At 70.3% G+C, this 15,047-nt stretch carries 17 protein-coding genes; 13 read left to right on the top strand and 4 right to left on the bottom strand.

All coding sequences use genetic code 11. The annotated features are described in order from the left end of the window. Window positions 1-218: 218 nt before the first annotated feature. The 8 genes from map to truA all read left to right on the top strand — a co-directional run bounded on the left by map (window position 219) and on the right by truA (window position 5,672). Window positions 219-1,055, top strand: coding sequence for a type I methionyl aminopeptidase (map, locus tag AC0682_RS26425; RefSeq protein WP_254811906.1), 837 nt, complete (start codon window positions 219-221; stop codon window positions 1,053-1,055). 330 nt (window positions 1,056-1,385) lie between these two features. Then, entirely contained in the window at window positions 1,386-1,607 is a 222-nt protein-coding gene (gene infA, locus AC0682_RS26420) for a translation initiation factor IF-1 (protein ID WP_003956442.1), read from the top strand. Window positions 1,608-1,667: 60 nt separating this feature from the next. Next, window positions 1,668-1,781, top strand: coding sequence for a 50S ribosomal protein L36 (rpmJ, locus tag AC0682_RS26415; protein ID WP_003956441.1), 114 nt, complete (start codon window positions 1,668-1,670; stop codon window positions 1,779-1,781). A 195-nt stretch (window positions 1,782-1,976) separates the two neighbouring features. Beyond that, complete coding sequence (gene rpsM / locus AC0682_RS26410) at window positions 1,977-2,357, top strand: 30S ribosomal protein S13 (RefSeq protein ID WP_018490826.1); 381 nt, start codon at window positions 1,977-1,979, stop codon at window positions 2,355-2,357. 105 nt (window positions 2,358-2,462) lie between these two features. Then, on the top strand, window positions 2,463-2,867 hold the full coding sequence (gene rpsK, locus AC0682_RS26405) for a 30S ribosomal protein S11 (protein WP_003956432.1): 405 nt from the start codon (window positions 2,463-2,465) through the stop codon (window positions 2,865-2,867). A gap of 138 nt (window positions 2,868-3,005) precedes the next feature. Beyond that, window positions 3,006-4,028: a DNA-directed RNA polymerase subunit alpha gene (locus tag AC0682_RS26400; protein ID WP_003966937.1), complete on the top strand. Its 1,023-nt coding sequence runs from the start codon at window positions 3,006-3,008 to the stop codon at window positions 4,026-4,028. A gap of 177 nt (window positions 4,029-4,205) precedes the next feature. Continuing rightward, window positions 4,206-4,724: a 50S ribosomal protein L17 gene (rplQ, locus tag AC0682_RS26395; RefSeq protein WP_018490827.1), complete on the top strand. Its 519-nt coding sequence runs from the start codon at window positions 4,206-4,208 to the stop codon at window positions 4,722-4,724. Between the two features lie 90 nt (window positions 4,725-4,814). Continuing rightward, window positions 4,815-5,672 carry a tRNA pseudouridine(38-40) synthase TruA gene (gene truA / locus AC0682_RS26390; RefSeq protein ID WP_478535521.1) on the top strand — a complete coding sequence of 286 codons (858 nt, stop codon included), beginning with the start codon at window positions 4,815-4,817 and terminating at the stop codon, window positions 5,670-5,672. Between the two features lie 154 nt (window positions 5,673-5,826). Here the strand turns inward: truA and AC0682_RS26385 are convergent, their stop codons facing one another. Next, window positions 5,827-6,675 carry a hypothetical protein gene (locus AC0682_RS26385; protein WP_478535520.1) on the bottom strand — a complete coding sequence of 283 codons (849 nt, stop codon included), beginning with the start codon at window positions 6,673-6,675 and terminating at the stop codon, window positions 5,827-5,829. A gap of 112 nt (window positions 6,676-6,787) precedes the next feature. Between AC0682_RS26385 and AC0682_RS26380 the strand changes: the two genes are divergently transcribed. The 4 genes from AC0682_RS26380 (at window position 6,788) to glmM (ending at window position 11,616) form a co-directional block, all read left to right on the top strand. Next, complete coding sequence (locus AC0682_RS26380; RefSeq protein WP_478535519.1) at window positions 6,788-8,407, top strand: ABC-F family ATP-binding cassette domain-containing protein; 1,620 nt, start codon at window positions 6,788-6,790, stop codon at window positions 8,405-8,407. Between the two features lie 588 nt (window positions 8,408-8,995). Next, window positions 8,996-9,439, top strand: a complete 444-nt coding sequence (rplM, locus tag AC0682_RS26375; protein WP_003966932.1) for a 50S ribosomal protein L13 — start codon at window positions 8,996-8,998, stop codon at window positions 9,437-9,439. Between the two features lie 44 nt (window positions 9,440-9,483). Beyond that, window positions 9,484-10,011 carry a 30S ribosomal protein S9 gene (gene rpsI, locus AC0682_RS26370; protein WP_019765158.1) on the top strand — a complete coding sequence of 176 codons (528 nt, stop codon included), beginning with the start codon at window positions 9,484-9,486 and terminating at the stop codon, window positions 10,009-10,011. A 246-nt stretch (window positions 10,012-10,257) separates the two neighbouring features. Next, window positions 10,258-11,616, top strand: a complete 1,359-nt coding sequence (gene glmM / locus AC0682_RS26365; protein ID WP_478535517.1) for a phosphoglucosamine mutase — start codon at window positions 10,258-10,260, stop codon at window positions 11,614-11,616. Window positions 11,617-11,779: 163 nt separating this feature from the next. On the opposite strand, the gene coaA is transcribed toward glmM, so the two are convergent. From coaA to AC0682_RS26350, 3 genes are all read right to left on the bottom strand, one after another. Beyond that, window positions 11,780-12,775: a type I pantothenate kinase gene (coaA, locus tag AC0682_RS26360; RefSeq protein ID WP_478535515.1), complete on the bottom strand. Its 996-nt coding sequence runs from the start codon at window positions 12,773-12,775 to the stop codon at window positions 11,780-11,782. Window positions 12,776-13,339: 564 nt separating this feature from the next. After that, complete coding sequence (locus AC0682_RS26355; RefSeq protein ID WP_478535514.1) at window positions 13,340-13,531, bottom strand: DUF397 domain-containing protein; 192 nt, start codon at window positions 13,529-13,531, stop codon at window positions 13,340-13,342. Further along, complete coding sequence (locus tag AC0682_RS26350; protein WP_478535513.1) at window positions 13,528-14,370, bottom strand: Scr1 family TA system antitoxin-like transcriptional regulator; 843 nt, start codon at window positions 14,368-14,370, stop codon at window positions 13,528-13,530. Before AC0682_RS26350 ends, AC0682_RS26355 begins: the two co-directional genes overlap by 4 nt. A gap of 141 nt (window positions 14,371-14,511) precedes the next feature. Between AC0682_RS26350 and AC0682_RS26345 the strand changes: the two genes are divergently transcribed. Continuing rightward, window positions 14,512-14,931 (top strand): ATP-binding protein, encoded by a 420-nt coding sequence (locus AC0682_RS26345; RefSeq protein ID WP_478535512.1) that lies wholly within the window; start codon window positions 14,512-14,514, stop codon window positions 14,929-14,931. The last annotated feature ends 116 nt before the right edge of the window (window positions 14,932-15,047 follow it).

Raw genomic sequence — 15,047 nt, 5'->3', positions numbered from 1 at the left:
TCACGCCCCGCCCCCCCCCCCCCCCCCCCCCCCCCCCTCCCCCCCCTCCCCCCCCCCCCCCCCCCCCCCACCCCCCCCCCCCCCCCCCCCCCCCCCCCCCCCCCCCCCCCCCCCCCCCCCCCCCCCCCCCCCCCGGCCGACTGTTTGCGCCCGTATCGTTGGATACACCGCAGCCGTCCCGTACCCCCGTCACCGTCGATGCAGAGAGGCGCCGAGCAATGGTGCAGATCAAGACCCCCGAGCAGATCGCGAAGATGCGCGAGGCGGGGCTGGTGGTCGCTGCCATTCACGCGGCCACCCGCGAGGCCGCCGTGCCCGGCGCCACCACCAAGGACCTGGACCAGGTCGCCCGGAAGGTGATCGCCGACCACGGCGCGAAGTCGAACTTCCTCGGTTACGGCGGGTTCCCCGCGACCATCTGCACCTCGGTCAACGAGGTCGTCGTCCACGGCATCCCGGACGAGAAGACGGTCCTCAAGGACGGCGACATCATCTCGATCGACGCCGGCGCCATCATCGACGGCTGGCACGGCGACGCCGCGTACACCGCCTTCGTCGGCACGGGCCACGCTCCGGAGCTGGTCGAGCTGTCCCGGGTGACCGAGGAGTCGATGTGGGCCGGGATCGCCGCGATGAAGGTGAACAACCGGCTCGTCGACATCTCGCGGGCCATCGAGACCTACATCCGCCGCCAGCCCCGCCCGGCCACCGGCAAGTACGGGATCATCGAGGAGTTCGGCGGCCACGGCATCGGCTCCGAGATGCACATGGACCCGCATCTGCTGAACTACGTCTCCCGCAAGCGCGGCAAGGGCATCAAGCTGGTCCCGGGCGTCTGCCTGGCGATCGAGCCGATGGTCTCGCTCGGCACGGCTCGCACGGAGACCCTCGCGGACGACTGGACGGTCATCACGACGGACGGCACCTGGTCCTCGCACTGGGAGCACTCCATCGCCCTGACCGAGCAGGGCCCGCTGGTCCTGACCGCCCCGGACTGCGGCCGGGCGAAGCTCGCGGAGTACGGGATCGAGGCGGCGCCGGACCCGCTGGGGTGACCCCGTCCGGCGGACGGAGTCCGGCGCAGCGGCCCGAAGCCTGTGAGGCGCCCCCGGCGCCGAGCCCGCGAGGGCCGCGTGGAGAAGGGGCCGGGATCGAGGCGGCGCCGGACCCTTCCCCAAGGTCTTGAGGACCAGGGGAGACCCCATCGGGTGATGAGACCCCCTCCGGGAGGTCTAAGGATCACCCGCGGTGGGCAAACTTGACGGATTCGTCTTTTGGGGTCCGCTGACGTAGACTGACTCGTCGGCTCCGGTGCATCCGTATGTCTGCAGGTAGGACAGGGATCGCAGGGAGCCGATCAAGGTAGCCGATTCGAAAGGCGAAGCGTGGCCAAGAAGCAAGGTGCCATCGAGATTGAGGGCACCGTGATCGAGTCCCTCCCGAACGCAATGTTCAAGGTGGAGCTCCAGAACGGTCACAAGGTCCTGGCGCACATCAGCGGCAAGATGCGGATGCACTACATCCGTATCCTCCCCGATGACCGGGTTGTGGTGGAGCTCTCTCCGTACGACCTCACGCGTGGCCGGATCGTCTACCGCTACAAGTAGATCTTGCCCCCACCCCGCTTCGGCGCGGTGATGGCACTGACCCGGAGAACCTGACATCCCATGAAGGTCAAGCCGAGCGTCAAGAAGATCTGCGACAAGTGCAAGGTGATCCGCCGCCACGGTCGGGTCATGGTCATCTGCGACAACCTGCGCCACAAGCAGCGCCAGGGCTGACGCACGACCGCCTGCATCTCGCAGTTCTTCGCGCGACGCACGTAATCACGTACATACGCAGTGCCCGTCCAAGCCACGGCTGACGACACCTCCGGCGGGGGCCGGGGACCCGGACGTACCACCACTCCCAGCGGGTGGTCGGCGGTCGGGAGCGGCACTGTGGAAGACCCCCGATCTAACAACTGGAGCCATTGAATGGCACGCGTTTCAGGTGTTGACATCCCGCGCGAAAAGCGCGTGGAGGTTGCCCTCACCTACGTCTTCGGTATCGGGCGCACCCGGTCCAAGGAGATCCTCGCCACCACCGGCGTGAACCCGAACACCCGCGTTCGTGACCTGGCCGAAGAGGACCTGGTCAAGATCCGCGAGTACGTGGACGCCAACCTCCGCACCGAGGGTGACCTCCGTCGCGAGATCCAGGCCGACATCCGCCGCAAGGTCGAGATCGGCTGCTACCAGGGCATCCGGCACCGTCGTGGTCTGCCGGTCCACGGTCAGCGCACCAGCACGAACGCTCGTACCCGCAAGGGCCCGCGTCGCGCCATCGCCGGTAAGAAGAAGCCGGGCAAGAAGTAGTCCTCAGCGGACGCACTGCGCGAGTCCGGCCCGCCGGAGCAGCGCAGCAACCAGCGGTCTTCGCTGTAGGACCGATCACCTCCCCTCTCCATCTGGAGTCAAGACATGCCCCCCAAGGGTCGTCAGGGCGCAGCCAAGAAGGTGCGTCGCAAGGAAAAGAAGAACGTCGCTCACGGCCACGCGCACATCAAGAGCACGTTCAACAACACCATCGTCTCGATCACGGACCCCTCGGGCAACGTGATCTCCTGGGCCTCCGCCGGCCACGTCGGCTTCAAGGGCTCGCGCAAGTCCACCCCCTTCGCCGCGCAGATGGCCGCCGAGTCGGCCGCCCGCCGGGCGCAGGAGCACGGCATGCGCAAGGTCGACGTCTTCGTCAAGGGTCCCGGCTCCGGCCGTGAGACCGCGATCCGCTCCCTCCAGGCCACCGGCCTCGAGGTCGGCTCGATCCAGGACGTCACCCCGACGCCGCACAACGGCTGCCGTCCGCCGAAGCGTCGCCGCGTCTGATCCGTCGCGGCCGGTGACGGCCGCGCGACAGTAGCGCCGGGTCCGGGCGGTGCGCCTCGAAAGGGGCGTACCGCCCGTACCCTTGTTACATCTGTCGGGCATCAAATAGTGGGTGCCCACGACTGAAGGACTCACCCCATGCTTATCGCTCAGCGTCCGTCGCTGACCGAAGAGGTCGTCGACGAGTTCCGCTCCCGGTTCGTGATCGAGCCGCTGGAGCCGGGCTTCGGCTACACCCTCGGCAACTCCCTGCGCCGCACCCTCCTCTCCTCGATCCCCGGTGCCGCTGTCACCAGCATCCGGATCGACGGTGTCCTGCACGAGTTCACCACCGTGCCGGGCGTCAAGGAGGACGTCACCGACCTCATCCTCAACATCAAGCAGCTGGTCGTCTCCTCGGAGCACGACGAGCCCGTCGTGATGTACCTGCGCAAGCAGGGCCCGGGTCTGGTCACCGCCGCCGACATCGCGCCCCCGGCCGGTGTCGAGGTGCACAACCCCGACCTCGTCCTCGCCACGCTCAACGGCAAGGGCAAGCTGGAGATGGAGCTGACCGTCGAGCGCGGTCGCGGTTACGTCTCCGCCGTCCAGAACAAGCAGGTGGGCCAGGAGATCGGCCGGATCCCGGTCGACTCCATCTACTCGCCGGTGCTCAAGGTCACGTACAAGGTCGAGGCGACCCGTGTCGAGCAGCGCACCGACTTCGACAAGCTGATCGTCGACGTCGAGACCAAGCAGGCCATGCGTCCCCGTGACGCCATGGCGTCGGCCGGCAAGACCCTGGTCGAGCTCTTCGGTCTGGCGCGCGAGCTCAACATCGACGCCGAGGGCATCGACATGGGCCCGTCCCCGACGGACGCCGCTCTCGCCGCCGATCTGGCTCTGCCGATCGAGGAGCTGGAGCTGACCGTCCGCTCGTACAACTGCCTCAAGCGCGAGGGCATCCACTCGGTGGGCGAGCTGGTGGCCCGCTCCGAGGCGGACCTGCTCGACATCCGCAACTTCGGTGCCAAGTCGATCGACGAGGTCAAGGCGAAGCTGGCCGGTATGGGCCTCGCGCTGAAGGACTCGCCTCCCGGCTTCGACCCGACCGCCGCCGCCGACGCCTTCGGTGCCGACGACGACGCGGACGCCGGTTTCGTGGAGACCGAGCAGTACTGAGTCGCCTCCCGGCTGGGGTGCCCGGATGTGAGGGTGCCCCGGGCCGGGGCTGAGGCTTTGTCCTCAATCGCCGGACGGGATCGATGTCCGGCAGCTATGACTTCCGTGAGGCGTCCGCCTGACGGGAACTGACACCGGTACCTGATACGGCCGGTGCAGCACACAAGGAGAATCACCATGCCGCGTCCCACCAAGGGAGCCCGTTTCGGCGGTAGCGCCGCTCACGAGAAGCTGCTTCTCGCGAACCTGGCGAAGTCGCTGTTCGAGCACGGCCGCATCACGACGACCGAGGCCAAGGCCCGCCGTCTGCGCCCCGTCGCCGAGCGCCTCGTCACCAAGGCGAAGAAGGGCGACATCCACAACCGTCGCCTGGTGCTCCAGACGATCACGGACAAGAGCGTCGTCCACACGCTCTTCACCGAGATCGCTCCCCGGTACGAGAACCGCCCCGGTGGTTACACCCGTATCACCAAGATCGGCAACCGTCGTGGCGACAACGCCCCGATGGCCGTCATCGAGCTGGTCGAGGCGCTGACCGTGGCCCAGCAGGCCACCGGTGAGGCCGAGGCCGCCACGAAGCGCGCGGTCAAGGAAGACGCCCTCAAGAAGGAGGAGGCCCCCGCGGCCGAGTCCACCGAGGCCGTCGAGGACGCCAAGCCGGTCGAGAAGGCCGACGAGGAGTCGAAGGACGCCTGAGCGTCCTGAGGACCACGGGACGGGCCCGCATCACCCTTCGGGGCGGTGCGGGCCCGTTTCGCTGACCAGGGGTGGGGAGAGGGAGACACGGTGAGTGACGGGGCTGAGCCCGGGTTCGTACGGGTGCGGCTGGACCTGGCCTACGACGGCAAGGACTTCTCCGGCTGGGCGAAGCAGACCGGCCGGCGCACGGTGCAGGGCGAGATCGAGGACGCGCTGCGGACCGTGACCCGGTCGGCGGTGACGTACGACCTGACGGTGGCGGGCCGCACGGACGCCGGGGTGCACGCGCGGGGGCAGGTGGCCCATGTGGACCTGCCGGAGGCGGTGTGGGCGGAGCACGAGGAGAAGCTGCTGCGGCGGCTGGCGGGGCGGCTTCCGCAGGACGTGCGGATCTGGCGCGCGGCCCCCGCACCGACGGGGTTCAACGCCCGGTTCTCCGCGCTCTGGCGGCGTTACGCCTACCGGGTGGGCGATCGGCCCGGCGGGGTGGACCCGCTGACGCGCGGTCATGTGCTGTGGCACGACCGGCCGTTGGACGTGGACGCGATGAACGAGGCGGCCGCCCTGATGGTGGGCGAGCACGACTTCGCCGCGTACTGCAAGAAGCGCGAGGGTGCGACCACCATCCGGACGCTCCAGAAGCTGAGTTGGGTACGGGACCCGGGCTCCGGAGTCCTCACCGCGACCGTGCAGGCGGACGCGTTCTGCCACAACATGGTGCGGGCGCTGATCGGGGCGGCGCTCTTCGTGGGCGACGGGCGGCGCCCGCCCTCCTGGCCCGCCGAGGTGCTGGCGGCGAAGGTGCGCGACCCCGCGGTGCACGTGGTGCGGCCGCACGGGCTGACGTTGGAGGAAGTCGCCTACCCGGCCGACGCGTTGCTGGCCGCGCGCGCCCAGGAGGCCCGGAACGTACGGACGTTGCCGGGGGCGGCCGGGTGCTGCTGAGGGGCCGCGGCGTCGGGGGCGGAAGTGCCGAGGCGTCGAGGGGCTGAGGCCGGGCGGTCGACGCCTCGGCTGCGACGGGGCTGCACGGGCGGGGCCGACCCCCGCCCGTATCCCTGCTTGAGCAGCGTTCAGTCCTGTTGCGCGGGCCGGTCTCCTACGAGGCCGGTGCCGCCGCGGCCTGGGAGGCCTGGACCTGGCCGCGCTGGCGGATCTGGCGGAAGACGAAGTTCGTCAGGTCGTCGCCGACGGTGAAGACGTCCTTGTCCTGGGTGGTGACACGGGTGCCGTCGGTGAAGCCGCCGACGGTGAAGTAGGCGTAGCGGCCGTAGGAGTTGGCGGTGCGGCGGCAGACCGTACCACCGCGGCAGAAGGTCGGGACGCCCGCGCCGCTGAGGGAGGCGAGGCCGCCCGAGGCCTGGTCGACCGTCTTCTTCGCCTGCGCCTCGGTGTCGAAGACCGCGATGCCGACGGTGACGGCCACCCCTTCCTTGCGGTAGGTCGCGCGGATGAGCTGCTCGCAGCCGTTGCCCTTGAGGACCGCGCCCAGGGCCCCCTGGGTGCCGGTCGCGCAGTCGGTGGTGCTGCCCGTGGCGCCCTTGATGTGTACGCGGTCGCCCATGGCGAGCTTCTCACCGGGGAAGAAGCCGTCGACGGTGATCGGCGCCTTGTCCTTGTCGGCGCTGGATATGTACTCCTTCGGGTCCGGCGGGGGCGGCGGCGCCACCGACGAGAAGGAGGGCGCGGGCGCCGACGTGTCCTCGGGGAGGTCGGCCGGTGCCGGCAGCTTGCTCGCGTTGCTGCCCGGATCCCCCTTGCCGCCACCCGTGGTGACCACGGCGGTGGCCACGAGCGCGCCGACGAGCGCGGTGGCCAGCACCCCGCCGCCGATCATCAGCCACCGCTTGCGGCGGGCGCGCGCGGCGGACTGCTCGGCGAGCGCGGCCCAGTCCGGAGTCCCGTTGTCCCCTGGCCCCCAGGAGGGCCCCCCTTGCCATGAACTCATGCGCGAATCCTAGAGCCTGCCGTTCGACGGGAGACGCGGCCCGGGCGAACCGGGCAGGCCGCAGCCGTAAACCGGTTGGGCCATCGCTTCGCGGACCGTGACAATGCTCGGTATGGGACATCTCGAAGCAGGCCACCTGGAGTACTACCTACCGGACGGGCGGGTGCTGCTCGGCGACGCCTCCTTCCGGGTGGCCGACGGAGCCGTGGTCGCCCTCGTCGGGGCGAACGGGGCGGGCAAGACCACCTTGCTGCGGCTGCTGGCGGGCGAGCTCCAGCCGCACGGCGGCACGGTCTCGGTGAGCGGCGGGCTCGGTGTGATGCCGCAGTTCGTGGGCTCGGTGCGGGACGAGCGGACCGTACGGGACCTGCTGGTGTCGGTGTCGCAGCCGAGGATCAGGGAGGCGGCGAAGGCGGTCGACGCGGCTGAGGAGAGGATCCTCACCGTCGACGACGAAGCCGCGCAGATGGCGTACGCGCAGGCGCTCAGCGACTGGGCCGAGGCGCGCGGGTACGAGGCCGAGACCGTCTGGGACATGTGCACCATGGCCGCCCTGGGCGTCCCGTACGAGAAGGCGCAGTGGCGCGAGGTGCGTACGCTCAGCGGCGGTGAGCAGAAGCGGCTGGTCCTGGAGGCACTGCTGCGCGGGCCCGACGAGGTGCTGCTCCTGGACGAGCCGGACAACTATCTGGACGTCCCCGGCAAGCGGTGGCTGGAGGAGAAGCTCAAGGAGACCCGTAAGACGGTCCTCTTCGTCTCCCACGACCGCGAGCTGCTCTCCCGGGCCGCCGAGAAGATCGTCAGCGTCGAGCCGAGTCCGGCGGGCAGCGACGTGTGGGTGCACGGCGGGGGCTTCGCCACGTACCACGAGGCGCGCAAGGAGCGGTTCGCGCGGTTCGAGGAGCTGCTGCGGCGCTGGCAGGAGGAGCACGCGCGGCTGAAGGCGCTCGTCCTGCGGATGCGGCAGCAGGCGGCGAACAGTCCGGACATGGCCAACCGCTACCACGCGATGCAGACCCGCTTCAGGAAGTTCGAGGAGGCGGGCCCGCCGCCGGAGCCGCCGCGCGAGCAGGACATCCGCATGCGGCTGCGCGGCGGGCGGACCGGGGTGCGGGCGGTGACCTGCAAGGGTCTGGAGCTGACCGGGCTGATGAAGCCGTTCGACCTGGAGATCTTCTACGGGGAACGGGTCGCCGTCCTCGGCTCCAACGGGTCGGGCAAATCGCACTTCCTGCGGCTGCTGGCGGGGGAGCCGGTGGCGCACACGGGGGAGTGGAAGCTCGGGGCGCGGGTGGTGCCCGGGCACTTCGCGCAGACCCACGCGCACCCGGAGCTGCTGGGGAAGACCCTGGTGGACATCCTCTGGTCCGAGCACGCCAAGGACCGGGGCGGGGCGATGGGAGTGCTGCGGCGGTACGAGCTGGAGCGGCAGGGGGACCAGGCGTTCGAGCGGCTGTCCGGCGGGCAGCAGGCGCGGTTCCAGATCCTGCTGCTGGAGCTGGCGGGGACGACCGCGCTGCTGCTGGACGAGCCGACGGACAACCTGGACCTGGAGTCGGCGGAGGCGTTGCAGGACGGTCTTGAGTCGTACGACGGCACGGTGATGGCCGTCACGCACGACCGGTGGTTCGCCAAGTCCTTCGACCGGTATCTGGTCTTCGGGTCGGACGGGGTCGTACGGGAGACGGCGGAGCCGGTGTGGGACGAGCGGCGGGTGGACCGCGTGCGGTGACCTTGGCGGTCGGCGGGGGCGGTGGGCCTCGCGGCCGGTGCGGTGCGGTGCGGTGCGTCGTGCCGTGCGGCGCCGTCGCGGGGGCGCTGCCCCCGGGCCCCCGCGCCTCAATCGCCGGCGGGGCTGGAAGGGTCGCTTTGAACGCCGGCGGGGCTGGATGGATCGCCTCGAACGCCGGCGGGGCTGGATGGATCGCCTCAATCGCCGGCGGGGCTGGATGGATCGCCTCGAACGCCGGCGGGGCTGGATGGATCGCCTCGAACGCCGGCGGGGCTGGATGGATCGCCTCAATCGCCGGCGGGGCTGGAAGGGTCGCCTCGAACGTCGGCGGTGCTGGAGAGGCGTGGCCTGGCCGGAGGTGGGCGGGGGAGTTTTGACCCCTGTGGGGGGTCGACGGTAGGCTTCCTCTTTGTTATGCGTATCGGCCGTGCCCCTGTGGCGCTCAGGGCCCATACGTAGGTTCTCTGGAGCAGTTACCAGTGGCTCGCATACGGGCAGCGTTCCCGGCATTGTGAGCCCCAGCTGCATGATCGCTTCAGGGGTGCCATGTGTCTGGACCTCATCCACTGAAGAAGCGAAGGCTACGAAGTGCGTACGTACAGCCCCAAGCCCGGCGATGTCACTCGCCAGTGGCACATCATCGACGCTCAGGACATCGTCCTGGGTCGTCTGGCCACCACGGCTGCCAACCTCCTCCGAGGCAAGCACAAGGCGATCTACGCCCCCCACATGGACATGGGCGACTTCGTCATCATCATCAACGCCGACAAGGTCCACCTGTCGGGTAACAAGAAGACCCAGAAGATGGCGTACCGCCACTCGGGCTTCCCGGGCGGTCTCCGTTCGGTGCGCTACGACGAGCTTCTCGCGAAGAACCCCGAGAAGGCCGTCGAGAAGGCCATCAAGGGCATGATCCCCAAGAACACCCTGGGCCGTCAGATGCTCTCGAAGCTCAAGGTCTACGCGGGCGACCAGCACCCGCACGCTGCGCAGCAGCCGGTCCCGTTCGAGATCACCCAGGTCGCGCAGTAGTTCCGGCCATCCCCTAAGACGTACAGAAAGATCTGAGGAGAATCGTGGCCGAGACCACTGTTGAGAACCCCGTCGAGGGCACCGAGGGCGAGGAGACCTTCGCCGAGGTGACCACCTTCGAGTCCGAGGTTCCCGTCGAGGGCGAGTACACCAGCGAGTCCCTCGCGGGCCGCTTCGGTGACCCGCAGCCCGCCGCCGGCCTGGGCCGTCGCAAGAACGCCATCGCCCGCGTCCGGATCGTTCCGGGCACCGGCAAGTGGAAGATCAACGGTCGCACCCTTGAGGACTACTTCCCCAACAAGGTGCACCAGCAGGAAGTCAACGAGCCCTTCAAGGTGCTCGAGCTCGACGGCCGCTACGACGTCATCGCCCGTATCTCGGGTGGCGGCGTCTCCGGCCAGGCCGGCGCCCTGCGCCTCGGCGTGGCCCGCGCGCTGAACGAGGCGGACGTGGACAACAACCGCCCGACCCTGAAGAAGGCCGGCTTCCTCTCCCGCGACGACCGTGCGGTCGAGCGCAAGAAGGCCGGTCTCAAGAAGGCCCGCAAGGCCCCGCAGTACAGCAAGCGCTAAATATCGCCTGCTCCGTCTGCACCACACGTACGCCCCGGCGGCACACTCCGTGCTGCTGGGGCGTTCGTCTATCGGGCCCCGCAGGCGTATAACGGCATGAGACGTTCATCGGCCCCCCATGCCGACCCTCACCCGCGCGGGTTGTCTCATGCGGCACGCCCAGCCGCTTCGCGGTTCTTGCAGTTGTGGTTGTTGAGTTTCGCTTTGCTTTGATTTCTGTGGTTCTGAGCACTTCGGAGGACACCAGTGGGACGACTCTTCGGTACGGACGGAGTGCGCGGTGTCGCCAACGCTGATCTGACGGCCGAGCTGGCGCTCGGGCTCTCGGTCGCGGCGGCGCACGTACTCGCCGAGGCGGGCACCTTCGAGGGTCATCGCCCGACCGCCGTGGTCGGCCGCGACCCCCGGGCGTCCGGAGAGTTCCTGGAAGCCGCCGTCGTGGCCGGACTGGCCAGCGCGGGCGTGGACGTCCTGCGCGTCGGCGTGCTGCCGACGCCGGCCGTCGCGTACCTCACGGGCGCGCTCGGCGCCGACATCGGTGTCATGCTCTCCGCCAGCCACAACGCCATGCCGGACAACGGCGTCAAGTTCTTCGCGCGCGGAGGCCACAAGCTCGCCGACGAGCTGGAGGACCGGATCGAGGCGGTCTACGAGCAGCACCGCACCGGTGAGCCGTGGAACCGCCCGACCGGCGCGGGCGTCGGCCGGGTCACCGACTACACCGAGGGCTTCGACCGTTACGTCGCCCACCTCATCGGCGTCCTCCCCAACCGGCTCGACGGGCTGAAGGTGGTCCTGGACGAGGCGCACGGCGCCGCCGCCCGGGTCTCGCCCGAGGCGTTCGCCCGCGCCGGGGCCGAGGTCGTCACCATCGGCGCCGAGCCGGACGGCCTGAACATCAACGACGGCTGCGGCTCCACCCACCTGGCGCTGCTGCGCGCCGCCGTCGTCGAGCACGGCGCCGACCTCGGCATCGCCCACGACGGCGACGCCGACCGCTGCCTCGCCGTGGACGGGGCGGGCGAGGAGGTCGACGGCGACCAGATCCTCGCCGTCCTGGCCGTGGCCATGAGCGAGGCCGGGCAGCTGCGCAAGAACACGGTCGTCGGCACCGTGATGTCGAACCTCGGCTTCAAGATCGCCATGGAGCGCGAGGGCATCCGGCTCGTCCAGACGGCGGTGGGTGACCGCTACGTCCTGGAGTCGATGAAGGCCGAGGGCTTCGCGCTCGGCGGTGAGCAGTCCGGCCACGTCATCGTCCTGGACCACGCCACGACCGGCGACGGCACCCTGACCGGGCTGATGCTCGCGGCCCGCGTCGCCGCCACCGGCCGGAGCCTGGCGGAGCTGGCCGGGGTCATGCAGCGGCTGCCGCAGGTCCTCATCAACGTGCCCGACGTCGACAAGTCCCGGGTGAACACCTCCTCCGAGCTGGCCACCGCCGTCGTCGAGGCGGAGCGGGAGCTGGGCTCCACCGGCCGCGTCCTGCTGCGCCAGTCGGGCACGGAGCCGGTGGTACGGGTGATGGTCGAGGCCGCCGACATCGAGCAGGCGCGTGCCGTCGCGGGTCGGCTGGCCGATGTGGTGAAGTCCGCGCTGGGCTGAGCCCGCCGCCTCACCGGCGTACGGACGATCCGTCCACCGAAGCCCCCGGCGTGCCCGTCGGGGGCTTCCGCGTGCGCCGGGCCCGCCGCAGCGCCCTCCGGAGCAGCGGCGTCAGGGGGCCGGCGAGGACGATGCGGCACGCGGCACCCCCTCCCCGGAAGCGTCAGAGCTTGCGCAGGGAGAGCTTCTGGACCTTGTGGTCCGGCCCCTTGCGGAGGACCAGGGTGGCACGGCCGCGTGTCGGAGCCACGTTCTCCAGCAGGTTCGGCTTGTTGATCGTCCGCCACATGGTCCGCGCGTACTCCAGCGCCTCCTCCTCGGAGACCTGGGTGTACTTGCGGAAGTACGAGGACGGGTCCTGGAACGCCGTGGCGCGCAGCTTGCGGAAGCGGCTCAGGTACCAGCTCTCGATGTCGTCGGCGCGCGCGTCCACGTACACGCTGAAGTCGAAGTAGTCCGCCAGCCCGACCCTGGTCCGGCCGTCCCGGCCCGGCAGGGCGGGCTGGAGGACGTTGAGCCCCTCCACGATGAGGATGTCCGGGCGGCGGACGGTGAGCCGCTCACCGGGGACGATGTCGTAGATCAGGTGCGAGTAGACGGGCGCGGTCACCTCGTCCTTGCCCGCCTTGATGTCCGCGACGAACCGGGTCAGCGCCCGCCGGTCGTACGACTCGGGGAACCCTTTGCGCGAGGTCAGTCCGCGCGCCCGCAACTCCTTCATCGGCAGCAGGAACCCGTCCGTGGTCACCAGCTCCACCCGCGGGTGCTCCGGCCAGCGGGCCAGCAGCGCCTGGAGGATGCGGGCGCTGGTGGACTTGCCCACGGCGACACTGCCCGCGACCCCTATGACGAACGGGGTGCCGCGCTGCTCCCCGTGGCCGTTCCCGGCGTCCCCGAGGAAGGTGTTCAGCGCGCCGCGCAGCCCGGAGGTGGCCTGGACGTACAGGTTGAGCAGCCGGGAGAGCGGCAGATAGACGTCCCGTACCTCGTCCAGGTCGATGACGTCCCCGAGCCCCCGCAGCCGCTCCACCTCGTCGGCGGTCAGCGGCAGCGGCGTCTTGTCCCGCAGGGCGCTCCACTCGTCGCGCGAGAGCTCGACGTAGGGGGTGGGCGCATGCTCGGTGCGGCGCTGCGGGCTCCGTGCGGGCGAAGTGATCACCCTTCATTGTTGCGGCAGTTTCAACGGAGTGGGGGGTGGGGTCGGTCACGTGGGTGGCGCGGCGGGGCGGGGGCGGAGCCGCGGGGGTGGCGCGGCTAGGCCGGACGGGCGCGGGCCGGGGCGAGCGGAGGCGGACGAGACCATCATCATCGTCGCCGGACGGACCCGAGTAGTCGAACGTTTCAGCGAATTCCCGTGGGCGGGTCCTGGCCGTGCCCCGCGGCGCGCCCGACCGTGCCGTTCCGGGCCCAGCTCCTCGGGCCGTCAGGCGAGCCGCCGCCCCGCCTGACGGAGGAGGCCGGGCCGCAGCGGGCCGCGGCCCGGCGTCGCCCCACGCGTCCTGGGGGGCACCAGCACGGCTGGATCGTGGTGCCGTCCGGGGCGAGGACGCGGACCGAGGCGGCCGATCCCCGGGCCTCGAAGGGCGAGACAGGGCCCCCTCCACCCGGACCGGTTCCATGCTGGGCGGTCCGTGGTGGAACGCGAGCGCCTGCCCCTCGTCGCCGACGTCGAGCATGAGGCGGGCGCGTTCTCGACCCGGGCGACCGGCGGTACGGCCGCCGCTCAGGCCTCCGAGGCGTAGGTGACGAAGTCCGCCCAGGCGGCCGGGGTGAAACCGAGGCGGGGGCCGCCCGTGGGGAGTTGCTTGGAGTCGCGGACGTGGATGGTGGTGGGTGCGGCGGCGACCTCGACGCAGTCCGGGCCGTCGTTGGTGCTGTAGCTGCTCTTGAACCAGGTCAGCTCGGTGGCGCTCATGTCTCTCCCAGCAGTTTCTCGATGAATTCCCGCGACAGCCGGGGCGTGAGGGCCTGCGACCGGAGCAGGTTGTAGCGCATCTCCAGGATCTGCACCTGCCTCGGATCGGTGATCAGCCCGCTGATGAGCTGAACCTCGTTGTGCCCGACGGTCTTTCCGTCCTTGAGCTTAAGGATGCGGTGCGAGCCGCCCAGGCCCGCGTGCTCCTCCGCGTCCATCGGCATGACCTGGATCTCGACATGCCGCAACCGGCTCAGCTCAAGCAGGTGTTCGAGCTGGCGTCGCAGGACCATTCTGCCCCCGGTCCGCCGCCGGAGTGTCGCCTCTTCCTGGACAAAGGTCAGCAGGGGCGCGGGGCGGCGGTCGAAGACCACCTGCCGGGCCATCCGGGCGGCCACCAGGCGCTCGATGTCGTCCTCGGCGTACGCGGGCCGCCGCTGGGCGTACAGCGCGCGGGCGTACTCCTCGGTCTGGAGCAGCCCGTGGATGACCACCCCGGCATACGCGCCGAGTTCGATCGCCTCCGCCTCCAGCTTCGCCAGGTCGCGGACCTTCCTCGGATACCGCGCCTCCTCCACATCCTTCTTCATCGCCGAGATCTTGCCGTTCGCCCCGACGGCATCGTCCGTCTTGTCCAGGAACTCCGGCTTGGGGATGCGGCGTCCGCCCTCGACCTTGAAGACCAGGTTCTCGCTGTACCCGATGATCGAGCCCAGCTCGGCGGCGCGTAACCCGGCTCCCTCGCGCCACAGCTTGATCTGCCGGCCCACGGCCGCGATGACCGCGCCGGAGTCGTCCTCCAGGCCGAACTCCCGGTCCTCTTCGGTTCCGTCGATCATCCGCCGTCCCGCCTTCATCCCGTGCGCCCGCGCGGCGGGCACCGTACGTACGGGGACAGGCCTGTACACACCAGGGACAGTGACGGTCCGTACCCGTGTCAGTGCTTCTCAGCGTAGGTACGGGCGGCCACGCTGAGTGACGTGAACCGAAAAATCACCCAACCGCGTGCACGCACCGGACAGTTCGTCGTCCAGCTCTCCGCCACCCGCCGGGGCGCCCGCCTCGCCCGTCTGCTCGCCGCCGAGCAGCTGCGCTCCTGGGGACTGCCGCTGGAGGACGCGAGTCTCGTCATCGGTGAGCTGGCCACCAACGCCGCCCTGCACGGGTGCGTCCCGGGGCGTGACTTCCGGATTCTCCTGAGCCTGTCCGGCGACACGCTCCGCATCGAGGTGTCCGACGCGCGGGGCGAGCGGCGACCGGTCGTGGGGCGGCCGTCTCCCACGTCCGAGTGCGGGCGCGGGCTGTTGCTCGTCGAGGCGTTGTCGGTGCGGTGGGGTACGGAGGACGGGCCGTTCCCGCGCAAGACGGTCTGGGCGGAGGTCGCGCTCACCGGATCGTGACGGTCACGATCCGGTGAGGCGGCGGGAGAGGGGCCGGGATCGTGGGGGGGGGGGGGGGGGGGGGGGGGAGAGCCCCGGGGCAACAAACACAGACAGTTGTTTGGCTTCTTTTTCTT

Source organism: Streptomyces sp. NPDC043746 (assembly GCF_056436485.1).
This window is presented reverse-complemented; position numbering and strand designations above follow the sequence as displayed.